Below are 23738 nucleotides of genomic sequence, written 5' to 3' on the forward strand. Positions count from 1 at the left end.
ATAGTTTAGAACATTTCCCTTCTTATCGCCCTGTCACTTTTTTGCTTGCCCAAAATAGGGGCACCAAATGAGAATTTGGTGAGCCAGATTTGTGTGTTAGCAAAAAAGGGCACCTTTTCCCGATCCTTCCGCCCGCAAGGCCAAGAGCCAACCTCGCGGGAAAAGGAAGCCCTACGCACCTACACCACCATCCACGATTGAAAACAACACAACTCTCTTTGTAACATCTTTGTATTGCTCTATATGTCAGTCAAATTCTTTTCCTCAAAATTCGGGATGACTAATGCTTTTATATAACTACCTGAATCCTTAAAAATCTTCTTCGATCAGTTCTTTATTGACAATTGCCCCAGCCTTCGTACCAGCCCCTACAGCATTGGCAACTGAACGAAAACCTGTGGTTGCGTCACCTGCTGCATACACACCTGCTACTGACGTTTGTTGAAAATCATTTACCTGAATAAATCCCATATCTGACAACTCACACCCCAGTGTCTGAGGCAAAGAACAATGTTGTTCAAATGGAGCACGGGCAAACAATGCTGTCAGTGCATGGCTACTGCCATCTTTAAATAATAAGTTTTGTAATCTTCCCTGTTGGTGCTCCAGCTTATGTATTTCTTTTTCTATAATGGAGATACCATGTGCGGTTAACTTACTATGTTGCTCTGTGGTTAATGTAGATGGGCCATTGGTAAAAAGTGTCAGATTTTTTGTCCAGTTTAAAATCAGCTTCACAAATTCATATCCATCATTTCCATTACTTAAAATCCCTAGGGGCTGATTAGCCACTTCATATCCATGACAATAAGGGCAATGCAATACAGAAATTCCCCAACATTCAGCAAAGCCATCGATAGGCAACATATTGTCACGTAGACCTGTAGCAAAGATCAGTTTTCGGGAGGTGTAGGTATCTCCACTTTCTGTCTGTATCCGAAAGCCAGTTTCTGTTTTCTCCGCTGCAATAGCATTAGCCCTTAGTAGTTGTACAGTATCATAGGCTAATACCTGTTCTCTGGCCTTTTGAGCAATGGCAGCAGGTGTTTGTCCATCTTGAGTCAGAAAATTATGGGAATGTGGTGTTTGTTGGTTACAAGGCTTTCCGCTATCTAAAATAAGAACATTCCGTAATGAGCGTCCTAATGCCATAGCAGCAGCTAATCCAGCATAACTTCCTCCTACAATCAGTACATCAAAAGGGTTGTTGTGTGTTGTCATTGTATCTGTGGTTAAAGTCAACAATAGACAAATGCAACACTATTGCAAATAAAACAAGTTCCTGTATGTCGAATTAATTTCATATTCGAGAAGTTGTCTTCCCTCTGATGCAAAAAAATAATTAGGAGCGAATCACCCAATTGATTTTTTCGTATACTCGTATAGCCCAAAATAGCATCGCGCAAAACAACCCATTGGTATAAAAATATATATGAAAGATGAAATCATTAAGCTGCTGGAGTTTAGTATTCTGAAAGTCAAAGGGTTCAATCTCACTGTATTCGACCTGCTGGCTGTTATATCCATCATTTTTGTCAGTCGCTGGCTGGTTTGGATTTTAAACAAAATACTCAAGCGGCGTTTCTTCAACCGATTGGGTATTGATGAAGGGCGCCAGTTCACCTTTAAGTTACTGGTAAAGTATTTTATCTATCTGATTTCGATTCTGGTCGCTTTTCAGTTTTTGGGTATAGACTTGTCTCTTATCCTGGCAGGTTCGGCAGCCTTGTTGGTAGGTGTGGGACTTGGTTTGCAACAAACTTTCAATGATCTGATTTCTGGATTAATTCTGTTGTTTGAAGGCAATGTACATGTGGGCGATGTAATCGAAATCAACAATCTGATTGGCAGAGTTGTATCTATAGGCATCCGTACCTCAAAAGTAGAAACCCGGGATGCGATTACCATCATTGTCCCCAATTCAAAGTTTATTGTAGACAATGTCATAAACTGGAGCAATAACCGTACATTAGTGCGATTCTCCGTAAATGTCAGAGCCTCTTATGAAACCGATCCGGAAACTGTAAAGAAAGTGTTATTGGATGTAGTCAAAATCCATAGTGAATTCGTTGCAGAAAAACCAGCCCCTTTTGTGCGTTTACAAAACTTTAGTGAATATGCGATTGAATACCATCTGATGTTCTGGACCTACAATGTATGGCGTATTGAAAACAACAAAAGCATGATACGGTTTACCATTTATCGGTTATTCAAAGAAAATGGAATCAGCATGCCCTTCCCTCAGCGGGAGATTACCATCAAAGAAACTTCCATACATACTTCTCTGGACAATTATCAAAAGGATCTGGATGGAAATGCCCGCGACTAGTCCTACCTGATTTTCAATCCTGTTTGATAACAGCCTCCCAGTACGATTTATTATATAAAACTATTGTATTCCAATAGAAAATATACTCAGTCTATCAGAATCTCAACACTGTCTAACACTATATAAACTATTCACTTTCAGTATATTTTCTCCAGACATATTTCGTTTTTTCACTTTCAAAGTAACAAAAATTATTTTTCCAAAACTTTCCCGGACCTTAATACCTTTTTTCAGCGCTTTGACTCCTCTACTACCCTGTCTAAAGTGGGGTACAATTTGTAAGATTCCACTAAAATCCGTATTCCATTCTGTTACTTTCTCTTAATACGCAACCACTCTTGCGAACAAAACAGTAGTGCACAATGCCATTTTCTGCCTTGCATTCTGCATTATTTTCATATCTAACCTGCACAATTTGAAAGAATTAAGGCATAGACCATTCTCATATGGTAAGTAATCTTACTTACAACTCTTTCTACTAATCGGCAAAATCGAGAGAACCCACATCCATGTATATAAATGTCCGGAATTGAAAAGAATCTATAGTTAACATCTGCTTAACTTAGCACTGTAAATAAATTCATAGTACAGAACTGAAGACCGAAAACAGATTCTTTACCCAACAACAACAACAAAACTTCGTCAACCAACACCCAAATTAAATCTTCGGTCTCAGAGTTAAACAGGTGAATTTATGCAGAGCCGCCGACTGCTTTTTTCATAATATGATAATTGCAGGATTTAGAACGCAGAATTAAGGTTATACATTTAATGTTATTGTTGCTTGGAAAACAGATACAAACTTAAGGATCTCAAAACATACGCTTCGACAGAAAGTTTTGAGGGTGACACAAAGAAGTACCGTACGGTATTCGAAAATCAGGAGACTACCTATCTGTATGTGGAATTATCAGTTTACAACAAATTATTTGATGAAGCTGACTGGAAAGCAACACTCACTTTTCAATGTTTCTCTATAAGTGAAACAGATCACCGCACTCCTTTATGCAATTTAACGGTAGAAAGAAGTGTCAGCAAAGAAGAAAACATTGTTGTAGCACGACATAGCTGGGGTCTGGCAGAACCAGGAGCATTCTGGAAAAAAGGAACATATGAATGGGAAGCCTATATTGATGGTGTACAGGTAGCTACCAAAAGGTTTCATATAGAAGAAGCAGGGCAGGTATGTGAGGAACTAAATCCTTACTTCATGGTTGATTCCATTCGTTTGTATGAAGGCAATTATGAAGGTGTAGCCAAGGATGATCGCGTGTATGTCACTCAATTTCAAAGTGCTGAGACACGCTATATCTTTGTAGAGTTTAGCTTCATTAACCTTCAGTTGGATCCATGGCAGTGTGAAATTTTCTTCAATTTCTACAACAATACAGGTCAGTTAAAAGGCAGTGTTCCGTATCTGAAGAAAATCGAAAGCAGTTCGCAAAACGAAGACTGTCTGGTTACAATTACTACAGGGTGGGGATCTTCCGAAAAACGCACCTGGTACAACGATAAATATTCACTGGAAATCGTGTTCATGGATACTCCCATTGCTTTACTTCCATTTGAAGTAGGTGATGAGTGGGTGAAGGGAATACCACAGGTATATCAGGGAAGCGGACACGTATTGACTATGAAACAACAGCCTCTCTTACAGGAATCCAAATCCGAAGAAGAACTGGCTGACATCATGAAGTCACTTTATGGACTGGTAGGTCTGGATGATATCAAAACCAAAATCAACGACTACACAGCCTATCTGAAATTCCTGAAACTTCGTCAGGAACAAGGATACCAGGAAAACTATAATCTGAGTTTGCATACCGTATTTACAGGTAATCCAGGTACAGGGAAAACGACTGTAGCACAAATGATGGGCCGCATCTATCATTCTATGGGATTGCTGTCAAAAGGAACCGTACTGGAAGTAGGTCGTGCCGAACTGGTGGGTAAATACATTGGACAAACAGCACCTAAGGTAAAAGAGGTAATTGAGAAAGCCAGAGGAGGTATTCTGTTCATCGACGAAGCCTATTCACTGGTTCGCAGCGAAAACGATGAGCAAGACTTTGGACGCGAAGTTGTAGAGATTCTGATTAAGGAAATGTCTGATGGCCCTGGTGATCTGGCAATTGTAGTGGCAGGTTATCCGCAGCAAATGCAGATATTCCTGGATTCTAATCCTGGATTACGTTCCCGCTTTAATCTGTACTATCACTTTCCTGACTATTTACCTCAGGAATTGTTACAGATCGCAGATCAGAAAGCAGCACAGAAAAATATTGGATTTGATGAGAAGGCGCGTGAGTTTTTGTATGAGAAAGTTACAGAAGCTTACCGTGGACGTGACAAATCGTTCGGCAATGCCCGTCTGATTAGTTCATGGGTGGAAGAGATGAAAATGAACATGGGTCTACGTATTGTTCGCTCTGGAGACTTCTCCACACTGACGCCTGAACAATGGCAAACGATTATGGTAGACGATGTGAAGGTAATGTTCAAAAATAAAAAAGGTGAACTACCAGATATTCAGGTTGACGAAGAATTGCTGGAACAGGCAATGATGGAACTGGATTCACTGATCGGACTGGACTCTGTGAAAACAGAACTTCAGGAGCTGGTACAACTAGTTAAATTCTATCGTGAATCTGGTAAAGAAGTATTGAATAAATTCTCCCTGCATACAGTATTTACAGGTAACCCAGGTACAGGAAAAACAACTGTAGCCCGACTGGTAGCTAAAATCTGGAAGGCTTTGGGCTTACTGGAACGCGGACATCTGGTAGAATGCGACCGTCAGTCACTGGTAGCAGGTTATATCGGACAAACAGCCATTAAGACTAATCAGTTGATTGAAAAGGCAATCGGTGGCGTGCTGTTTATTGATGAAGCCTATACACTGACTACAGGAGGAGAAAATGATTTCGGAAAAGAGGTAATTGAAACGCTACTGAAACAAATGGAAGACCGTCGTGGAGAGTTTGCAGTGATCGTAGCAGGCTATCCTCAGCAGATGGAACACTTCCTGGAAGCGAACCCTGGTCTGAAATCACGTTTTGACAAGTCGCTACAGTTCAATGATTTGTCTGGTGAAGAACTCTACTGGGTAGCAACGTATATGTTGCACCACGAAGGACTGATACCTGATGCAACGGCAGCAGCTTACTTGCGCAAGTATCTGATTGAGCTTCACGAACAACGGGATAAGTACTTTGGCAATGCCCGTGCCGTTCGCAAGATTATTCAGACTGCCGTGAAAAAGCAGCACCTGCGTATGGCTTCTCTGGAAAAGAATATTCGTACAGAAGAAGTATCTAAAACGTTAACAATTGAAGATCTGGCCCATATTACCCAAAGCCAGGAAACAACTACCAAATCGGTGATTGGTTTTCGGCCAGGTAAATAATAATCAGCTATAGTTACTCTGTTAGCTGAAATATAACAGGAGTAATTGTAGATATTGGATGAGAGTTTTATAACCAGAGTTTACGTTTGTAAGCTCTGGTTTTTCTTTTTGTGGATTGTTATAGTAAAAGTGGCTTTCCCAACTCTTTTCAACCAGTCATCATGTTTCCAAAATTTATGGGAATCTGATTTTGTTTCCATATCTTTTTATACTTTACACATGAGAGCAGGTCAACGAAACCAATATATAAACAAGTGAATGCCCTAAGAGAACATATCCGTTCATTATTTAAACTGAATGAAGAGGAAGCTTCTGTATTTCTTGCTGAGTTTATCAGAAAAGATCTGCAGAAAGATGATGTGTTTATTGCAGAAGGAGAAATCTGCAAGAAGGTGGGACTGATAGAGACAGGATTGATGGTATGCACTTATCACAAAAACGGAAATGAGATTATAGACGAGTTTGCATTTGAAAATGGATTTGTCACCAATTATTATAGCTTTCTGACAGGTACTCCCTCTGAGAAAACCATCCGATGCATTGAGGATACTACAGTTTATGTGATTAGCCGGCAAAGTCTGGAGAAGGTAAGCAGACACTATGCATTCATTGAACGAATGGCAGGAATAATGAATGAGAGATTGTTTCTCAGAACTCACGACAGAGTCAAATCCATGTTGCTGGATACCGCCACAGAACGTTATCAGAAACTGGTAGCGCAAAGAAAAGACATGGTACAACGCATTCCTCAGTACATGCTTGCTTCCTATCTGCATGTAAAACCTGAAACACTAAGCCGGATCAGAAAAAAGTTAGCTAAAAAGATTAATTGATCCAAGTCAATTAATCTTTTCATACAGGACACTTCCTTTGTCAGAAATCAATGGTGAATTTAAAATAACAATCCTGTATGCGTCAAATTGAGATACTAACAAAGCAAACTGCCAATACGTATGAATGGGTAAATAAACTTATCTATTCTATTCCCTATAAGCAGTGGGAGAACACCCCTGCTATCATCGAATCCAATATTAGCTGGCAAGTGGGTCATTTACTGGTTAGCTTCTACTATCATTCCATTATGGTTATCGTAGGAAATCAGAAAGATGTCCTACAATCCATACCCTTAAAAGAATATAGTAGTCTTTACACAGATGCTTCACCTGCCAGTTCATTGGCAAAAGTAAATCCGGAGGTTTTGCATAAACATGTATTGTTCATACAGCAGAAATCTTTACAGATTCTTGAATCCCTGTCAGATATGGATCTGCAAAAAAATCTTGAACCTACCCCCTACCCTCATCCTATTGCCAAAAATACATTGGAAGCTATTGAATGGAATATCCATCACACCATGTATCACTGTGGACAGATAGGTATTATAAGACGGGTTATTGACAAAAGGTTTGATTTTGGATTAAGAGGATAGAAGCAATATGCCATTGAAGATTATCTCATGTCTAAAGTTTCAGCAGCGACCATTCTTTGCACGCAACATACTCAAAACTCATAGGTTGTTAAAGAAGAGATTCATATATCCAGCTACCAGTTGAGGCCATTGATGCTGTGGGCCATGACCAGAATCATTCAGAATGATGTGCTGCATCGATGGCGCATTACGTAGCAATGGAAACCAGTTCTCCACAGCGAAGCTGATATCATGGTCGCCAGAAATAACCAGTACAGGTATTTCCAACGTTTTATATTGCCCTCTCAGATTTAGTTTATCTTCTTTGCTCATGGCAGAGCCACCAAAATAACGCTGAAATTTTTCAGATGTAGCAGGTATCTTGTTACGGTCAAGGCGTTGAGCAATTCTCTCATGTGAAGCTTTTGCTGCTGCCCGGCTTTTTTCAGATAATGGTTCAAAAAATAATACATATTCATCCTCCAGATCATTCACAGGTTTCAATGCATGTTCAAAAAATAGTTTGTCAAAAGGAACTTCATTGTTACCTACCGGATTAGTACCAATTAAAACCACTTTCTGAACACTTTCTTTGTGGAGAAACAGAGCCGTCTGCGCTACAAGCCCACCATAGGACCAACCAGCAACATGAAAGACCTTAATACCCAATATATCCATCAACTGTACTCCTATCTCTGCGACAAGGTTGATATCAGTAGGCAACTCGCCACTGGACTCTCCTATTCCTGGATAATCAAAAATAACAATCGTATTGTGTTCAGCCAACGAATCAAGAAACAAAGGGTCCCAGGTATCCAGCACACCTCTGAATCTGTTATAAAGAAGTAAAGGAGTGCCCTTGCCAAAGGTTCGATAGGCAATTTTAATTCCATTGATTCCGGCAAATTGTGTTTCGGCTGTTAACGCTGTTTTTTTCATTGTTTTCTATTTTAACTGGTACTATCTGCACTGGTTTTCGCCCACATACTATACTCATAAGCAGGCTAAATATTTGTTTACTCAGATTAATTATTCAGGAAGAAATTAGCACTGTTAACAAACTGGTCAGGATACTGATAAAAAGAACCATGTGCAGAATCCGGATAGTAAGTAAGTATTGCGTCTGGTAATTGCTTGAACAATGTATAGGAGTTGTCACTATCCATCATTTCATCGTTACTCCCCTGTATGATAAGCACAGGTTGGGTAATTTGTGAAAGATCTATTGTGACTGGATCTGTTCCCCAGGCTGTAATTGCTTTAAGTTGCGCCAACACAGCTTGTTGACTAGCTTCACGATCCCGATCTTCGGTACGGGCAAATAAGCGTTGTAAGGTGGCCATTCCCTTCGCCCTACTTAGTTCTGTTGGAGTGAAAAAGATAAACAGAAATCTTTCTGCTGGTTGCAACTGCATGGCTCTTTGGATGAGTTGAGGAAAGGAATGCAGTACTTTCACTCCTTGTGGTGCAGAGCCTACTATGATAATTTTTCGCACCAGATCAGGACGCACAAAAGCCAGTTGCTGAGCAATGAATCCACCCAGGGAAAATCCGAGTATATCAAAGTGCTGAATGTTCAGTTTCTCAATAAAGGCAATGGCATCCTGAGTCATCGCTGCCACATTGTCGGGTGTTACGCCTTCTGTATTACCTACACCTATATTATCAAAAATGATTACTTCGCGTTCCTGAGCCAGTCCATTCATACTAATTGGGTCCCAATTGTCCAACGTACCAGTAAAGTGCTGAAATCCAATAACCGGAACACCAGAAGCATTACCAAAACGACGATACGCATACTGTATGCCATTCACTTCAAGGTATTGAGTAAGAGCTTTTGAGAAAAAATCAATTGGGGCTGACATAGTTTTAAATTTTAAATAGAGAGAAAAGTTTTAGGTAAAAGGTTATTGGAAGTGAACATCGAGCACATCAATAGACACCAAAACAGGTTCGGTTTGGTAGCTATTATCTGCATCATTCAGGATGTAGATCCTTCTTTTTGTACCGGTTTTGATACCTGAAAATTCTTTATAATCTTCAATGATCTGTGTAGCTGAGGAACCTCCCAGCACTCTTGGCCAGTAGTCATGACGTTTCAAATATCCTTCTTCAGAGAAATAATAAACCTGCCTTCTACTATGTGTGGCAATGCTATCTGGATAGATCACTTCAAGTCTTCTCCAGGTTTCACCATCTGCCGACCATGGCTCAATCTCGTTGAGTTGAATGCCAGGCTGTAAAAAGTTAAAGGGAGTAGTAAGATAATTCCAGGTTGCGTAGCTACTGAAATATACCAGTTGCAATCGGTTCCATGGAGTTTCAATCTGATGTCCTTTAAAAGAATCCAAAGGATTAATCAATTCATCTGCAACATTGCCGTCTGTATCAATCAATGCCACACGTTCAGGTGTAAATTCAGATTTGAATCCCTCTTTGAATATGGGTTGCCAACTTGCCTGCTGTTCATGCAGCTGTCCGGTAAAGTGTACATCACTCAATACCCCTTCCTGTCCTTTTATACTCCATGTAACACCCCCTATCTGAACATGCGCTTTCAGAGTTTGGTATGTATTCCATTTGTCAGTGCCACCATGTAGTTTCAGTACTTTGGTAAGCAATTCGTTTGTATTTGCCATGTTAATCTGTCTTTAGTATGTGTAATAGTTGATTGGTTTGACAATACAAAAGTAGAGCAGAAAACCTGGCTGGAATTGCTCATTTGAGCGGAAGAATAGCACAGAAATACGAGAAACCTGTCAACTCAGGGAGTTAGTCTCTGAGGTACATTCTTGTTTCAGAAAGCAGGAAATAGTGAGATATACCTTATATTGCTCCCAAACAGAATGGAATAAAACAATGGAAAAAATAAGCCACTACAAATCTATATCAGAGCTACATCATAAAAGTGGGTTTTCGCCTCCTAAACATCCACTCATAAGTTTAATGACCTGTAAGGAACTCATGAGTTATTCTGTTGGGGATGGCCGGTTTACAGGTGATTTTTTTATGATAGCACTCAAGAAGATCAAAGAAGGTTACCTGCTCTATGGAAAAACAAAATACGATCATGCCAACGGCTCAATGGTATTTGTAAAACCCAGACAAATCATTGAAGCCAGCAATGTTCAATTTGCCGAAAAAGGGTTTCTTATATTCTTTCATGAAGACTATCTGAATGGCCACCTATTGTACGAACAGATAAAAAAGTATGGGTATTTTGAGTATGAGATTAATGAGGCTTTGCACTTGTCACCCAGTGAGGAAAGTACCATATGGGAACTGTATTATAAAATACGTGCAGAATATGAAAGCGAACAGGACGAATTAACCCGCGAAATTATCCTTTCCCACATCAATTCTATATTAAAATACTCAGAGCGGTTCTATAAACGGCAGTTCATTAACCGAAGCAACAATATTTCAGGTACTACTGTAAGAAAATTTAATGAAGTACTGGCTCATTACTTTGAGAATGACCTTCACGAACGACAAGGATTACCTACTGTAAATTATCTGGCAGGAGAGTTGTACCTTTCGACCCGTTATCTGAGTGATGTTCTCAAGCAGGAAACAGGTAAGACAGCGTTAGACCATATTCATCTTTATCTTATTAAAGAAGCCAAAAACCAGTTACTGGGCACCAATAACCATATTGCAGGTATAGCTTATGATCTTGGATTTGAAAGTCCTTCCTATTTTACAAGATTATTTAAAAAAGTAGTCGGCTGTACTCCTGTTCAGTACAAGGAACAACATAAAATTTGATTTTGGAGCACTCTCCTTAATAACAAGCCAAAGAGGTATAACTTATTTTTAAAACTTAGACTTCAACAGCATCCATTCTCAAAACAGTCTCATAGGCACAAAAACATTCATTAAAAAACACAATAATCACCTTAAAATAGCCAAAAAACCGAAGCCGAAAATTTGTATATTTAAACACGTAAATGTTACATCAAAAGTAATTTAACTATGAAACGCCACATTACAACAAAAGATGCAATCCGCAAATACAGAGCTGAATATTATCGTCTGAGAAAGCAGGAAGCCCGTCTAAATCATGAGCTGTTCCGGATGAAAAACCGCATCAAGCAACTAGCTGAAGCTGAGAAACAATCTATTGCCAACCATGCACTTCTTACGGATTTACTTGCCCGAACTGAACAACAAATAGCAGAGCTAGAAGCCCAACCTGCCTCTAAACAAAGAGATAAACAACTCAAAAAAGCGGAAAAAGAGTTGAAGGATGTTCGTGTCAAATACAAACGTAGTGATCTTCACCTAGCAGTCATTGACAGAAAGAAAGACAAGGACAATGCAGCTAAGTATATCCTCAAAGAAGCCAAACGGGATGACGTAACAGTTCGTATTCAGGCTGCTTATGAGGCATGGCAAAAATTTGAACAGATTCAGCAACAGGAAAATGCTGACTTTGAAGCTTTTACTATACAATATCAGAATCAGAAAACAGCTATAGCTGAGCAGTTACAAACTTCTCCTGTTATCAGTTCTTGCGGTCAGCCATTACCACAACTTGTTGTAGCAGTTCAAAATACCAGGCCGAATAACACTGCATATTTCCATTCACGTTTGCAATCGTATACATCAGCTATTCATTCTGAGGAAGATTATTTATTGTTCAGGCAAGCCATGAGCGATTGTACACTTCAAAATAGGAAGTCTGACTATACATTGTTGAGCGGTATTAGTTAAAAGTAGTTTACACTTATTGGCGCTGGTATTGTTTCATCTGGCTCCATTCGCCTGTAGAACCTGCATTAGGATCAACAGAAGGATCGTCTGTACCCAGTATTACACCCTGTTTGTCTATCCAGTAATATTTATAGGTAGTAGGCAACTCAACAGGAGTATTGTTGTTGTAAGGATTGGTATAGGATTGTACTCCACCTATGTTTTCACGAAATTCAATGTTCTGCTTATCAATAGAGGCATGGCGTTCATCTGTCACTTGTTGCCAGTTTTTTTGCGACCACTCACGATACTGACGGGCAGCTTCTGCATAGGCAGTAGAATTTTGTAAATTCTGCTGCATAATACCTCTCATCCCAAACGCAGCTCCATCCGTAGCAGAAATCTGTTCTGCAACCAAAGGTAACCAGGAAGAATATCCATCCCACTGACTCGCATCAGCTAGTGCGGCGGTCATAGCCATTACACACAGATCGTACGAAGGTGCAATATGGCATTTGACAATCCCCTTGCAGGGAGCACCTTGTATTGAATACGATACATCATACTGATAGGCAGATTGGAATCCTTTTACAGGAGTAGCCTGTTGTGGTTCGCTGATCTGAAGATTTTCAGGATTGATAGCCATCAGCTTTTCATAAATAAACTGAGCAGGCGGGTAATTATTTGGCAATCCAGTATTGCCAACCATCAGTGTAAGCGCTTTTTTATCAGGTGCCATAAGAGTAAGCGCAAACTGTCCATTCTCTCCCAGTTGCCAGCCCTCTGGTAAAGCATACGAAAAGAACCGTCCCTGACCAATACTTAGTTCACTGGCTTTATGTGTTTCATTAGGTTCGTCTTCTGCATTACCACTCGCCTCTATCGGCCTTACAATGAACATATTAGGCGGAACCTGCTCCTCGGATAACTCTGTAGTTGTATCATTAGCAGAGGTAGAAGAACAACCAAACAACAAGACGCAAGCAATACCTGACAGAAGACATTGAAAAGAAGTCATTATTGTATTTGATAAAAGATAAGGGATGAAACAGGATTCATACTATTCACTCAGCTTGTTTATAAAGCAGTTGAGAGGGAAGGCTTTCTGGCTCAGAAGATTGGTAGGGCCCGATTGTATTAAATCAGTCTGGCAACTTTTCTAAAGTACGGAGTTAATCGTATCAAAATCAAGTAAACGTAAAGAATTATTGGGATTCTGATCTTTTTCTGGTCATTCATCGAGACATGTACAGGATTCACCGAGACATCGGACTTTGACATAGTATATACCCCTCTATAACCTGTCCTACCTGCAAAATAGCTACTAGTATTCTCCTTGTAAACCATAGTATTTGATTGATACAAACCTACACATTGCATATTGGCTTATTCGCAAAGCCTTACTCAGTGACCGAACCACTACCCTTTACGCTTACATACTTTTTATTGTTTTACGCTAATCGTTATTCCTATGATTGGAAAGAAAAATGTTTTGTCTTTTTTGTTTGGCTTAAGTATTCTTTTTGTTGTTTCCTGTAAGACTGACACCGAAACATCCACTACAGCGAGTATAAGTGGAATAACTTGTAGCTCAGCTACTTTCTCTGGAACGCCTGTACTCAACACAGCTTTTTCAGGTACTGCAACGGTTCCTTATAGTGGTGGTAATAGCCTGTCTTATACTGCCGGAGAAGCCATTGCTTCCACAGGTGTCACTGGTTTAACAGCCACCTTACAGGCAGGAACATTGAGTGAAGGTTCAGGAAGTTTTACCTATACCATTACAGGCACCCCAACATCTTCTGGTACAGCCTCATTTGAAATCTCATTTGGAGAGCAATCCTGTACCCTAAACTTGCCAGTAGCCTCTGCAGCCGCGTCTGTTTCTGCCTTAACCTGTAGTTCTGCTATTTTCTCCACAACTACAGCTATCAGTGGAAGTTCCTATACCGGTACAGCAACAGTTCCCTATACAGGTGGAAATAGTGTAGCCTATGCAGCTGGAGACGCCATTGCCTCGACAGGTGTAACAGGGTTGACTGCCACCTTACAAGCTGGAATGTTGAGCAGCTCAGGTAACCTTGTGTATACCATTGCGGGTACACCGGCTTCTTCCGGAACGGCTTCCTTTGCCATTGCCTTTGGTGGACAGTCCTGTTCACTATCGCTGTCGGTAGGTGCAGGTACTACCAGCAGTTGTGATTCTGAATCAGGGGTTGCGAAAATTGTATGTCTGGCAGAGGCATTTAAAGCAACACTCAGTTCTTCACAAATCTCAACTCTTCAGTTAGACTATACCTTCACCAATGCCAAGAAGTGGTCTAACTTACCTGCCGGGATGTCTGCCAGAAATGGCATCAAACTAGGTAGCCTGAGTTCAACCCAATTGGCAGTTGCCAAAGCACTGATCAAAGAGATGACAGGCACCGTGGCCAATGAAGGCTATGATGAAGTGCAACAAGTATGGCTGGCAGATGATTACCTGTATGCTAATGGAGGAGGCAGTGACTATGGTTCAGGCAACTATTACATTGCATTCCTGGGAACTCCATCCATGACAGGTACATTCGAAATTCTGGAAACAGGTCACCACAAAACTGTAGCTAATACCTATGTAAATGGAGTTCTGGTAGGTGCTACGCCCCACTTTGAGGCCGTTGAACCGATCTCCTGGACTTCCAGCGGCACTACCTACGCCCCTATTAGTCAGGAACGGGATACCTTTGTGAGCTTCCTGAACAGTCTAAGCAGTACACAACTCAGTTCTGCCAAGTCCAGCTCAACCTTCAGTGACCTGGTACTTGTTCCAGGCAAAGAATGGCAGTTCCCATCAACCCGCTCTGGTATGCAGTGCAGTGGTTTAAGTTCCAGTCAGAAAAGTGCCTTGCTGGAAGTTATCAAAACCTACACCAATGATATTGATGAAACAGATGCAGCAGCCTTCCTAACGTTGTATACCAATGAACTGGATGATACCTATGTCCTGTATAGTGGAACCACTGCCATGACCACCAAGTTTGACTACTTCCGTATTGATGGGCCTCATGTATGGATTGAGTTTGTGGTAGCCGGCGGAGTTATATTCCAGAACCAGACGCACATTCACTCCATCTGGCGGGATCGGTCTACAGATTATGCGGGAACGAAAAATTAATCCCAAGATAGACTTATTATGAAAATCAAAAACACACAATGGTTGCTTCTGCTAATCGGTATCCTCGGATATGGATGGGCAGAAGCCCATTCTCTACCGGATTGCAAAGCACAACTGCTTGTGCAGTCCGAACAAGTAGTGATCAAATTCCGGTCGCCTTATGAAATACTGGAACTAGCCTCTAAAGCAAAAATAGACCTCAGCTCACAAGAATCGGTAGAAGCTCTAAAACGGTACTTAGTACAACATACCCACATCAGTGACTCACTTCACAGCAAATGGACTATTACAGCAAGTACTATCACGACTGGACAAACGACAGATCCCAATATTGGAACGTATCCGGAAATTATAGCGGAGTTGTATCTCAAACCTGATAATAGCAATAGCTTACATAGTTTTGTGCTGCATAGCGACTGGGTAATTCATCAGATTCCTACTCAGTCCATTCTGGTTTCTGTTGAGCAGGACTGGGCTAACGGTATTATTGAAAACAGTGGGCAGCAACTCGGCATGATAGCCTGGGATATTCCTTCTGGCAAGATACTACCTCTTCAAATACAACTGGAACAAGGAAGCTGGATAAAAGGATTTGTATCTATGTTGAAACTGGGTATGACTCATATTCAGGAAGGCACAGACCATATTCTATTTGTTGTAGTACTACTATTGCCCTGTATGTTGGTTCCTATAGGTAAACGTTGGAGCAGCTACCGTGGACTGAAATCAAGTTTGTTAGAAATTTTAAGCCTTGTAACAGCATTTACTGTTGGACATTCACTCACTCTACTGCTTGGTGCTCTGGAATGGGTTCAGTTGCCGTCTCAACCTGTTGAAGTATTGATTGCAGTATCCATTCTGGTATCTGCTGTACATGCTATCTTCCCTATATTTTCAGGAAAAGAAAAATACATTGCTATAGGCTTTGGGTTGATTCATGGACTAGCATTCTCATCTATATTAGCAGATCTGACAGTGTCTACTCCTATCCTTCTTGTAAGTATTCTGGGCTTTAATCTGGGGATTGAGCTAATGCAACTCCTACTGATTGCAGGAATTATTCCCTGGCTGTTAGTATTGAGTCAGACCCGAATCTATTTCTGTATACGATTAACAGGAGCAATACTGTCTTCGATAGCTGCCATAGGCTGGATTATGGAACGTGTATCAGGACAGGGAAACGCGATTACCTCTGTAGTAAACCAACTCCCAGACTTTGCTCTGCCCATCATTATTGGGTTGGCATTAGTGGCTGTTATCGCTTTTCTGATACAACGTTTGTCATTCATAAGCAGACAATTTTATACAAAAAGTACTTAATCTTAACTGGAATCCAACGATTAATAAAGATGGTAAACTTGTCAGTAAAAGAGGTTAGAATGATAGATTGGTTCAAATACTATATACTTAAAGGAACGATGTTTCTGAACAATTGTTAACTACAAAAGATACAAATTCAGAAAATGATAGTTAGTTTCGTAAAGAAATTATTGAAAAACCAATTTTTCAACCTAAAACAAGTACAATGCTTAAACCCATTATACTGGCAAGCACATTACTTGCCCTAGCCTCGTGTGGACACAATGCAGCAGAAAGTGTGAAAACACCACAAGAAGATAGCACGAAAACCGATAGTGTAGTTGCTCCGGTGGAAACCAAAGCTCCCAACACAGACTATAAACCAGCCTTTACAGGTCAGACCCGTATAGAAGGCCGGGTAACCAGAACTCCTTATGAAGGAAAGGTTTTGAGTAGTGATCTTAAGAATCCCTGGGGGATAACTACTCTTCCGGATGGAAGATTCCTGATCACTGAAAAAGCTGGAACGATGCGTATCGCAACCAGTGCAGGTGTAGTGAGTCAGCCTATTACCGGACTTCCCAAGGTTAATCCTGATGGACAAGGCGGATTGCTTGGAGTTAGGGTCGATCCGGACTTTGCGCAGAACCGAATGGTTTACTGGGTCTTTTCAGAACCTCTTCCGGAAGGCAATCTAACAGCTGTAGCAAAAGGCAAATTATCTGCCGATGAAACAAAAATAGAAGGTGCTACAGTTATTTATCGTGCTACACCTGCCTATAAAGGAACCTTGCACTATGGTGGCAGAATTCTGTTTGACAAAGACAATAACATAGTAATCAGTACAGGTGAACGTTCAGATCTGCAAACCCGACCTCAGGCACAACAACTGAATTCGGGATTGGGTAAGATTATCCGAATAACCAAAGAAGGAAAACCTGTGACTGGCAATCCATTTGCGAGTACAGCGGGAGCCCGTCCGGAACTTTATTCGTATGGACACCGCAATGTACAGGGTCTGGCATTTCATCCAGAAACCGGTGACTTATGGGAAACAGAATTTGGTCCGAGAGGTGGTGATGAAGTTAACCGGGTTGAGGCGGGTAAAAACTATGGCTGGCCTACTATTACCTATGGTATTGAATACAGCGGCTCTAAGATAGGTGATGCTATTCAACAGAAAGAAGGTTTGGAACAACCTGTCTATTACTGGGACCCGGTAGTTTCGCCAAGTGGTATTACTTTCTATAGTGGCACAGCCATTCCCGAATGGAAAAATAATCTTTTCATCAGTGCGCTTAGTGGAATGCACATTGTCAGACTGGTCATTGAAAACAATAAGGTAGTGGGCGAAGAAAGACTATTGGCAGATCAGAATCAGCGTTTCCGTGATATTATGGAAGGAAAAGATGGCGCACTCTATGCAGTTACAGATCAGGGAAGACTGTATCAGATTGCCAAGAAGTAAGTAAGAACACAAAATTAACAACTATAGATTTACAAAAAAGCCTGTTAAAGAAAGATTACCTATCAGGTATGTTCTTTAACAGGCTTTTTTCGATAAAAGATCTTCTATATTTAAGAAAAACCAAGAAACACATATCCAATTACCTGCATATAACAACAAATCCACCATTTCTGCATTCATCCCATTAAACACCTGTACTATCTAGTAATCTCTTTATCAGGCTCGCTACTGATTTATTCTCCTTTTACAGGAATCAACTGTATGGGAAATCCTACATCTGTAATTCCTGCAGCATACTTCCATTAAAACGAAACAGGTAAGCATCTATCTTCGCATCGTATAAATTTTTGTAAACCTATGCTTCAAAAACAGATTTTTACATTGGCAGTGTTGTGCCTATCGGTATGGGGAATGACCGCCTGCCGAACCAGTAAAGAAGAACAAGCAATTAAAACCATTGATGACTTTTTCGGATCTATTGAAGATAATGATTTCGAGAAAGCGAAAGAAATGTCTACAGAAGACAGTAAGCCCATACTGGTTCAAGTAGAAAAAGAGGCCAAAGATTATCGCAAAGATGTGAAGCCTGAAAAGGTAGAAGTAGAAGTACTGGATAAGAAAATAGTAGATGATAAGGAAGCATTGGTGACTGTAAACATCAAAGTAGGTCCTAGAGTCAAAAAAGAAAAAATAAAGCTGGTACTGGTTAACGAAAAATGGCTTATTGTAGTAAAAAAGCCTCAGGTACAGGTAGTACGGTATGTTGTGTTTTATGATCAGTATGATGTGATTGTACTGCCTAAAATTCGCATCATCAAACCAACTATTGTTATTGAGGAAGATGATGATCATCATCATCATCACCACAAACACAAGCATAAACACCACCCACATGGTCATGCATATGGACATGACAAACATCATCATTAAATCAATCCAACCAATGGGTAGATAGGAGAAAAAAAGTATATTCGCCTGATCAAACAAGGTATACTTATACAAGATGCTATGATATATCAGGAATTTATATCTTCTCTTTCTACTTCAGAACCGCCATCAGAATTAAATGATGCATTGAAAGCACTTTGGTATGATGGTAAAGAAGATTGGGAAACAGCCCATAACATTGCACAGATCAACAATAGTCCCACTAACTGCTGGATACATGCTTACCTGCATCGGAAAGAAGGTGATTCCTGGAATGCCCAGTATTGGTATACACGTGCTGGAAAAAAAATGCCTCAGGTATCGTTGAAAGAAGAATGGGAACAGATTGTAAAGGAACTACTTTCATAAAATCAAAAGCCGAATGAAATTTCATTCGGCTTTTGATTTTATTGATGACTTATAATGAAAGACCATTTTGCAGGATCTCGTGTCCCATTTTATCCCGTTTCGTTTCCAGGTATCTTTCATTGTGTGGGTTTGGTTCAATCTCAATAGGGACTCTTTCTACGATTTCCAAACCATATCCAATCAGAGCAGCCCGTTTTTTAGGGTTGTTGGAGATCAGACGGATTTTTGTAATCCCCAGATCTCGCAAAATCTGAGCCCCTACACCATAGTCGCGTTCATCCATTTTGAAGCCTAGTTCCAGATTGGCTTGTACTGTATCCCGACCTGATTCCTGAAGTTTATAAGCCTTCAGTTTATTCAGTAATCCAATTCCTCTCCCCTCCTGATTCATATACAATACGACTCCTTTTCCTTCTTTTTCCACCATAGCCATAGCTCTGTGCAACTGACCACCACAATCACATCGGCACGACCCAAAGATATCTCCTGTCACACAAGATGAATGCACACGCACCAGTACAGGTTCATCTTTTTCCCAATGTCCTTTTACCAATGCCATATGCAAGTCTCCGGTATTTTCCTGACGATAGGCAATCAGATCGAAATGACCATAATCGGTAGGCATATCTACTCCAATCTCCCGCTTAATCAGGCTTTCCTTTGCCAGTCGATATTCGATCAGATCTTTAATGGAAACCAGCTTCAATTTAAACTTATCAGCCATTATACGAAGCTGAGGCAAACGGGCCATAGTACCATCTTCATTCAGGATCTCAATCAACACACCTGCAGGCTGTAATCCTGCCAGGCGGGCAAAATCCACGGCGGCTTCTGTATGTCCGGATCTACGCAGTACTCCACCAGGCATAGCTCTCAACGGAAAGATATGCCCCGGACGTCCCAGTTCTTCAGGTTTAATGGTTGGATCAACCAAAGCCTGAATAGTTTTGGCACGGTCACTGGCAGATATCCCTGTAGTACAACCATGTCCCAGTAAATCAACTGAAACTGTAAATGGAGTGCTATGCACGGCTGTATTACGTCCAACCATCATTTCCAGCCCCAGTTCCGTACAACGTTCCTGGGTCAGAGGCGCACACATCAAACCACGAGCCTCCTTAATCATAAAGTTTACAATCTCTGGCGTTATCTTTTCAGCTGCACAAATCAAATCTCCTTCATTTTCCCGATCTTCATCATCCACAACGATAATGACCTCTCCTCTTCTGATGGCTTCAATAGCTTCTTCGATGGTATCTAGTTGTATATCACCGTTTGCTGATGTGGGTATAGTATTCATTAGACTAAAAATTATGTAAATAACTTGGGTATATTCAAATGCTTTTCATGTTTTCTCTCACAATGAAACCGGACTAATGCAACAAAGGTACAAGAAACCTTCTATATCTGATCTTTGGAACTTAGAACTAATCAGGTACACTTCATTGTACAAATGACAGGTTCGTGTAAGATTGACGTTTTCTATATCATTCAACATCCGGATAAATTAGTAAAGTTCACTACAGATCCGATTTTCTAACTAACAACCAGGTAAGTGGCACTGATTCACTAAAAGTGTTGGCTTTATATGCATATATTAAACAATGATTATATCCTGTTAATGACTGGAAAGCTTTTTGAATTAATGGCCGTGTTTTTCAGATACTTCTTATCTGGCAGTAAGTACTGTATACATAGCTTGTGCCTTTAACAAACACTCTGCATACTCCTGTTCGGGTATCGCATCATAGGTAATTGCACTCCCTACAGAGAAAGATAAATAGTGTTGTGTTGCATCATATTGGATGCTTCGGATCACCACATTGAAATCAAAATCACCTTCAGGTGTAAAATACCCTACTGCTCCAGAGTATAGCCCCCGTCTCAGATCCTCATACTTATCAATTAACTCCATTGCTTTTATCTTAGGGGCTCCTGTCATACTACCCATAGGGAAGGCATTCCGAATGGCCTCTATAGTATCCATTTCCGGACGAATTTCTGCCACTACAGTTGAAATCATCTGGTGTAAGGCTGCAAATGTATAGATTCCAAACATTTCCTCTACTACTACTGATCCTGAACGTGCACTTCGAGCCAGGTCATTACGCACTAGATCAACAATCATCATATTTTCAGCACGTTCTTTTATACTCGAATGTAGCAATCCTTTTAATACAATATCTTCTTCCAACGAAGCCCCTCTTTTGATTGTCCCTTTGATAGGCATAGAGATAAGCTGAGTCTCTTTTTTCTTTAAAAACCGCTCAGGAGAAGCACATAGCAGATAGTGTGTATCTATTTTGCCATATACAGAAAAAGGCATAGGAGAAAGTGTATTGAGTGCCAGATAGGCTTGCAAAGGTTGCAAGACTGCATTCTGAGAAAAAAATTCCATACAGTAATTAATCTCATATACATCTCCATCCAGAATATGTTCTTTGAGTTGGTCTACTGTATACAGGTACTTTTCCTTTGAGGTCCGCTGCTGAATATCCCCTTTAAAATTCAATCCGGAATTTTGAGCTATCGGAGTAGACAAAATAGTTTGTAAAATTTGGTCAGGGTTACCAAATGAAGCTATCGTAATAGTGTCATCCTCAAAGAAAATTAGTATATCAGGAATATAAAAAAATGCATCAGGCAGAGTGAAAGGATTTGAATTATGACTTTGCAGTTCTTCTATCTCATTCTTAAGATCGTATCCCCAGTAACCGATTATCCAGTCCTTTTTTCCAGCTTGCAGATACTCTTCCAGATCATCAAAAACTTGTCCTTTTTGTAATGGTATTCTCTCTTTTGCACCCAAAACAAGCATGTTCCGGTATCCACCATGTGGATACTGGCTACCAAGTTGATTATCTGTAAAATAGTGAAAACAATCCTGTGACTCTGCCCATGTTAATGCCTGCGTACAAAATTGTTGCAATGAATAAAATCCCGTAATATCCTTAATAGAATATGTCTGGTACACTCTGGTTTCCATCTGACAAAGATAGAAGGAAAAGCAACGTCAATATCTATTATTGTTAGAGAGATTGTATTTTAACTTGCCTTAGAGACTGTCTAAAATTATTCTTAAAGGCTGCAAAAGCAGATTTTAATACAGGATATATAAGAACTAAAAATACATGTGCTGTGCCTTCGTCATTTTCCGGCGAGTAGCTTTTGCTATGTTGTGATTGCTTTACAGATAAATAACTTGGCTCGCTACAAAATTTATCTTTTTCGCTTCTCTACTAATAATTTAGACCACCTCTTAAATAGAACTCAACCAAGAATGGTTACCCCTGCTAAAAGTTCAGACACTATCTTTCTCTTTTATGGGAAATCCTGACACTCAATTCTACTATTCTACACAGGACATTATCTGAAATACCTTGGCAGAGATACTGGATTTTACTTTTTTTTGGATACTATTTTGTTGTAAACTTGCAGCAAATTCTGACCCGACCTTTACGATTACATGAAAAAAATACTTTTCCTTGACCGTGATGGCACTATTATCGTAGAGCCACTTCCCGACCGCCAGATTGATTCTCTCGAAAAACTTGAGTTTATCCCCAAAGCAATCAGCAACCTGCGCAAGATTGCTGAAGAAACAGATTATATACTCGTTATGGTGACCAATCAGGATGGCTTAGGAACAGCTTCTTTTCCAGAAGATACATTCTGGCCTGCCCATAACAAAATGTTGCAAACATTGGCTGGTGAAAATATCCATTTTACTGCCATTCATATAGATCGTAGTTTTGATCATGAAAACCTGCCTACCCGTAAGCCTGGTATTGGTATGCTCACAGAATACCTCACAGGTGAGTACGATCTAGCTAATTCCTATGTAATTGGAGATCGTCCGACAGATGTAAAACTTGCTCACAACCTGGGTACTAAAGCTATCTTTTTTGGTACAGACACCCAGTTCCAGACCGACTCTATTGTAGAGTTAAGTACAGACAACTGGGATGAAATCTATAAATTATTGCGATTACCGGCTCGTAAAGCAGAAATTACCCGTAATACCAAAGAAACTCAGATCTCCATCAGCCTGAATCTGGATGGTACAGGTAAAAGTGATATGCATACAGGAATCGGGTTCTTTGATCATATGCTGGATCAGCTAGCTAAACATTCAGGAGCAGATTTATCTATCCACGTAGCAGGTGATTTACATATTGATGAACATCATACCATTGAAGATACGGCACTGGCACTTGGTGAAGCATACCTAAAAGCATTGGGAGATAAACGTGGCACAAATCGTTATGGATTCTTGTTACCCATGGATGAAGCTCTGGCTCAAGTAGGAATAGACTTTTCCGGACGTCCCTGGCTGGTATGGGACGCAGACTTTAAACGGGAGAAGATCGGAGAAATGCCAACAGAGATGTTTTTTCACTTCTTTAAGTCTTTCTCAGATACAGCCAAATGTAATCTGAATATTAAAGTAGAAGGGGACAACGAACATCATAAGATTGAAGCCATTTTCAAAGCATTCGCCAAATCCATTAAAATGGCAGTAGCCAGAGACATAAAGAACCTGGAAATTCTGCCTAGTACAAAAGGAGTATTATAACTTTTGCAGGAAAAGGAGCTTTTCCATGTAAAGTATACAGCATTTCACTTTTTTAAGTAAATTAAGCGGCAAATATACGCCTTGCGACTTATAGATAATCAACATAA

19 protein-coding genes are annotated in these 23738 nt (G+C 40.3%); 12 read left to right on the forward strand and 7 right to left on the reverse strand.

Annotation, left to right across the window (positions count from 1 at the left end):
• Positions 1–309 precede the first annotated feature (309 nt).
• A complete protein-coding gene (locus QNI22_RS05585) occupies positions 310–1221 on the reverse strand; it encodes an NAD(P)/FAD-dependent oxidoreductase (protein WP_314509636.1) in 912 nt (303 codons plus the stop codon).
• Between the two features lie 211 nt (positions 1222–1432).
• On the opposite strand from QNI22_RS05585, the gene QNI22_RS05590 reads away from it, so the two are divergent.
• The 4 genes from QNI22_RS05590 (at position 1433) to QNI22_RS05605 (ending at position 7164) form a co-directional block, all read left to right on the forward strand.
• A complete protein-coding gene (locus tag QNI22_RS05590; RefSeq protein WP_314509637.1) occupies positions 1433–2329 on the forward strand; it encodes a mechanosensitive ion channel family protein in 897 nt (298 codons plus the stop codon).
• Between the two features lie 784 nt (positions 2330–3113).
• Positions 3114–5735, forward strand: coding sequence for an AAA family ATPase (locus tag QNI22_RS05595; protein ID WP_313985130.1), 2622 nt, complete (start codon positions 3114–3116; stop codon positions 5733–5735).
• Positions 5736–5989: 254 nt separating this feature from the next.
• Positions 5990–6568, forward strand: a complete 579-nt coding sequence (locus QNI22_RS05600) for a Crp/Fnr family transcriptional regulator (protein ID WP_314509638.1) — start codon at positions 5990–5992, stop codon at positions 6566–6568.
• Positions 6569–6645: 77 nt separating this feature from the next.
• Complete coding sequence (locus tag QNI22_RS05605) at positions 6646–7164, forward strand: DinB family protein (RefSeq protein WP_314509639.1); 519 nt, start codon at positions 6646–6648, stop codon at positions 7162–7164.
• Positions 7165–7242: 78 nt separating this feature from the next.
• Here the strand turns inward: QNI22_RS05605 and QNI22_RS05610 are convergent, their stop codons facing one another.
• The 3 genes from QNI22_RS05610 to QNI22_RS05620 all read right to left on the reverse strand — a co-directional run bounded on the left by QNI22_RS05610 (position 7243) and on the right by QNI22_RS05620 (position 9782).
• Positions 7243–8082 carry an alpha/beta fold hydrolase gene (locus tag QNI22_RS05610; RefSeq protein WP_314509640.1) on the reverse strand — a complete coding sequence of 280 codons (840 nt, stop codon included), beginning with the start codon at positions 8080–8082 and terminating at the stop codon, positions 7243–7245.
• An 86-nt stretch (positions 8083–8168) separates the two neighbouring features.
• Entirely contained in the window at positions 8169–9008 is an 840-nt protein-coding gene (locus QNI22_RS05615) for an alpha/beta fold hydrolase (protein ID WP_314509641.1), read from the reverse strand.
• A gap of 42 nt (positions 9009–9050) precedes the next feature.
• On the reverse strand, positions 9051–9782 hold the full coding sequence (locus QNI22_RS05620; RefSeq protein WP_314509642.1) for a hypothetical protein: 732 nt from the start codon (positions 9780–9782) through the stop codon (positions 9051–9053).
• Positions 9783–10002: 220 nt separating this feature from the next.
• Between QNI22_RS05620 and QNI22_RS05625 the strand changes: the two genes are divergently transcribed.
• Together QNI22_RS05625 and QNI22_RS05630 are read left to right on the forward strand one after the other, a co-directional pair.
• Entirely contained in the window at positions 10003–10911 is a 909-nt protein-coding gene (locus tag QNI22_RS05625) for a helix-turn-helix domain-containing protein (protein WP_314509643.1), read from the forward strand.
• A 207-nt stretch (positions 10912–11118) separates the two neighbouring features.
• Positions 11119–11859, forward strand: coding sequence for a hypothetical protein (locus tag QNI22_RS05630; RefSeq protein WP_314509644.1), 741 nt, complete (start codon positions 11119–11121; stop codon positions 11857–11859).
• A gap of 13 nt (positions 11860–11872) precedes the next feature.
• Here the strand turns inward: QNI22_RS05630 and QNI22_RS05635 are convergent, their stop codons facing one another.
• Complete coding sequence (locus QNI22_RS05635) at positions 11873–12856, reverse strand: putative periplasmic lipoprotein (RefSeq protein ID WP_314509645.1); 984 nt, start codon at positions 12854–12856, stop codon at positions 11873–11875.
• A gap of 453 nt (positions 12857–13309) precedes the next feature.
• Between QNI22_RS05635 and QNI22_RS05640 the strand changes: the two genes are divergently transcribed.
• The 5 genes from QNI22_RS05640 (at position 13310) to QNI22_RS05660 (ending at position 19055) form a co-directional block, all read left to right on the forward strand.
• On the forward strand, positions 13310–14992 hold the full coding sequence (locus tag QNI22_RS05640; RefSeq protein WP_314509646.1) for a DUF3500 domain-containing protein: 1683 nt from the start codon (positions 13310–13312) through the stop codon (positions 14990–14992).
• Between the two features lie 18 nt (positions 14993–15010).
• Entirely contained in the window at positions 15011–16312 is a 1302-nt protein-coding gene (locus tag QNI22_RS05645) for a HupE/UreJ family protein (protein ID WP_314509647.1), read from the forward strand.
• A 205-nt stretch (positions 16313–16517) separates the two neighbouring features.
• On the forward strand, positions 16518–17759 hold the full coding sequence (locus tag QNI22_RS05650) for a PQQ-dependent sugar dehydrogenase (RefSeq protein WP_314509648.1): 1242 nt from the start codon (positions 16518–16520) through the stop codon (positions 17757–17759).
• 357 nt (positions 17760–18116) lie between these two features.
• Positions 18117–18689, forward strand: a complete 573-nt coding sequence (locus QNI22_RS05655) for a nuclear transport factor 2 family protein (protein ID WP_314509649.1) — start codon at positions 18117–18119, stop codon at positions 18687–18689.
• Positions 18690–18767: 78 nt separating this feature from the next.
• Positions 18768–19055, forward strand: coding sequence for a hypothetical protein (locus tag QNI22_RS05660; protein ID WP_314509650.1), 288 nt, complete (start codon positions 18768–18770; stop codon positions 19053–19055).
• Between the two features lie 49 nt (positions 19056–19104).
• On the opposite strand, the gene QNI22_RS05665 is transcribed toward QNI22_RS05660, so the two are convergent.
• Both QNI22_RS05665 and QNI22_RS05670 read right to left on the reverse strand, forming a co-directional pair.
• The gene (locus tag QNI22_RS05665; protein WP_313988843.1) at positions 19105–20355 is read right to left on the reverse strand and encodes a bifunctional 3,4-dihydroxy-2-butanone-4-phosphate synthase/GTP cyclohydrolase II; all 1251 of its coding nucleotides are present in this window, start codon (positions 20353–20355) and stop codon (positions 19105–19107) included.
• A gap of 369 nt (positions 20356–20724) precedes the next feature.
• The gene (locus QNI22_RS05670; protein WP_314509651.1) at positions 20725–22041 is read right to left on the reverse strand and encodes an anthranilate synthase component I family protein; all 1317 of its coding nucleotides are present in this window, start codon (positions 22039–22041) and stop codon (positions 20725–20727) included.
• Between the two features lie 480 nt (positions 22042–22521).
• Here QNI22_RS05670 and hisB point away from each other — a divergent pair, with 480 nt between their 5' ends.
• The gene (gene hisB / locus QNI22_RS05675; RefSeq protein WP_314509652.1) at positions 22522–23631 is read left to right on the forward strand and encodes a bifunctional histidinol-phosphatase/imidazoleglycerol-phosphate dehydratase HisB; all 1110 of its coding nucleotides are present in this window, start codon (positions 22522–22524) and stop codon (positions 23629–23631) included.
• The last annotated feature ends 107 nt before the right edge of the window (positions 23632–23738 follow it).

This window comes from Xanthocytophaga agilis, assembly GCF_030068605.1.
GTDB classification, from domain to species: domain Bacteria; phylum Bacteroidota; class Bacteroidia; order Cytophagales; family 172606-1; genus Xanthocytophaga; species Xanthocytophaga agilis.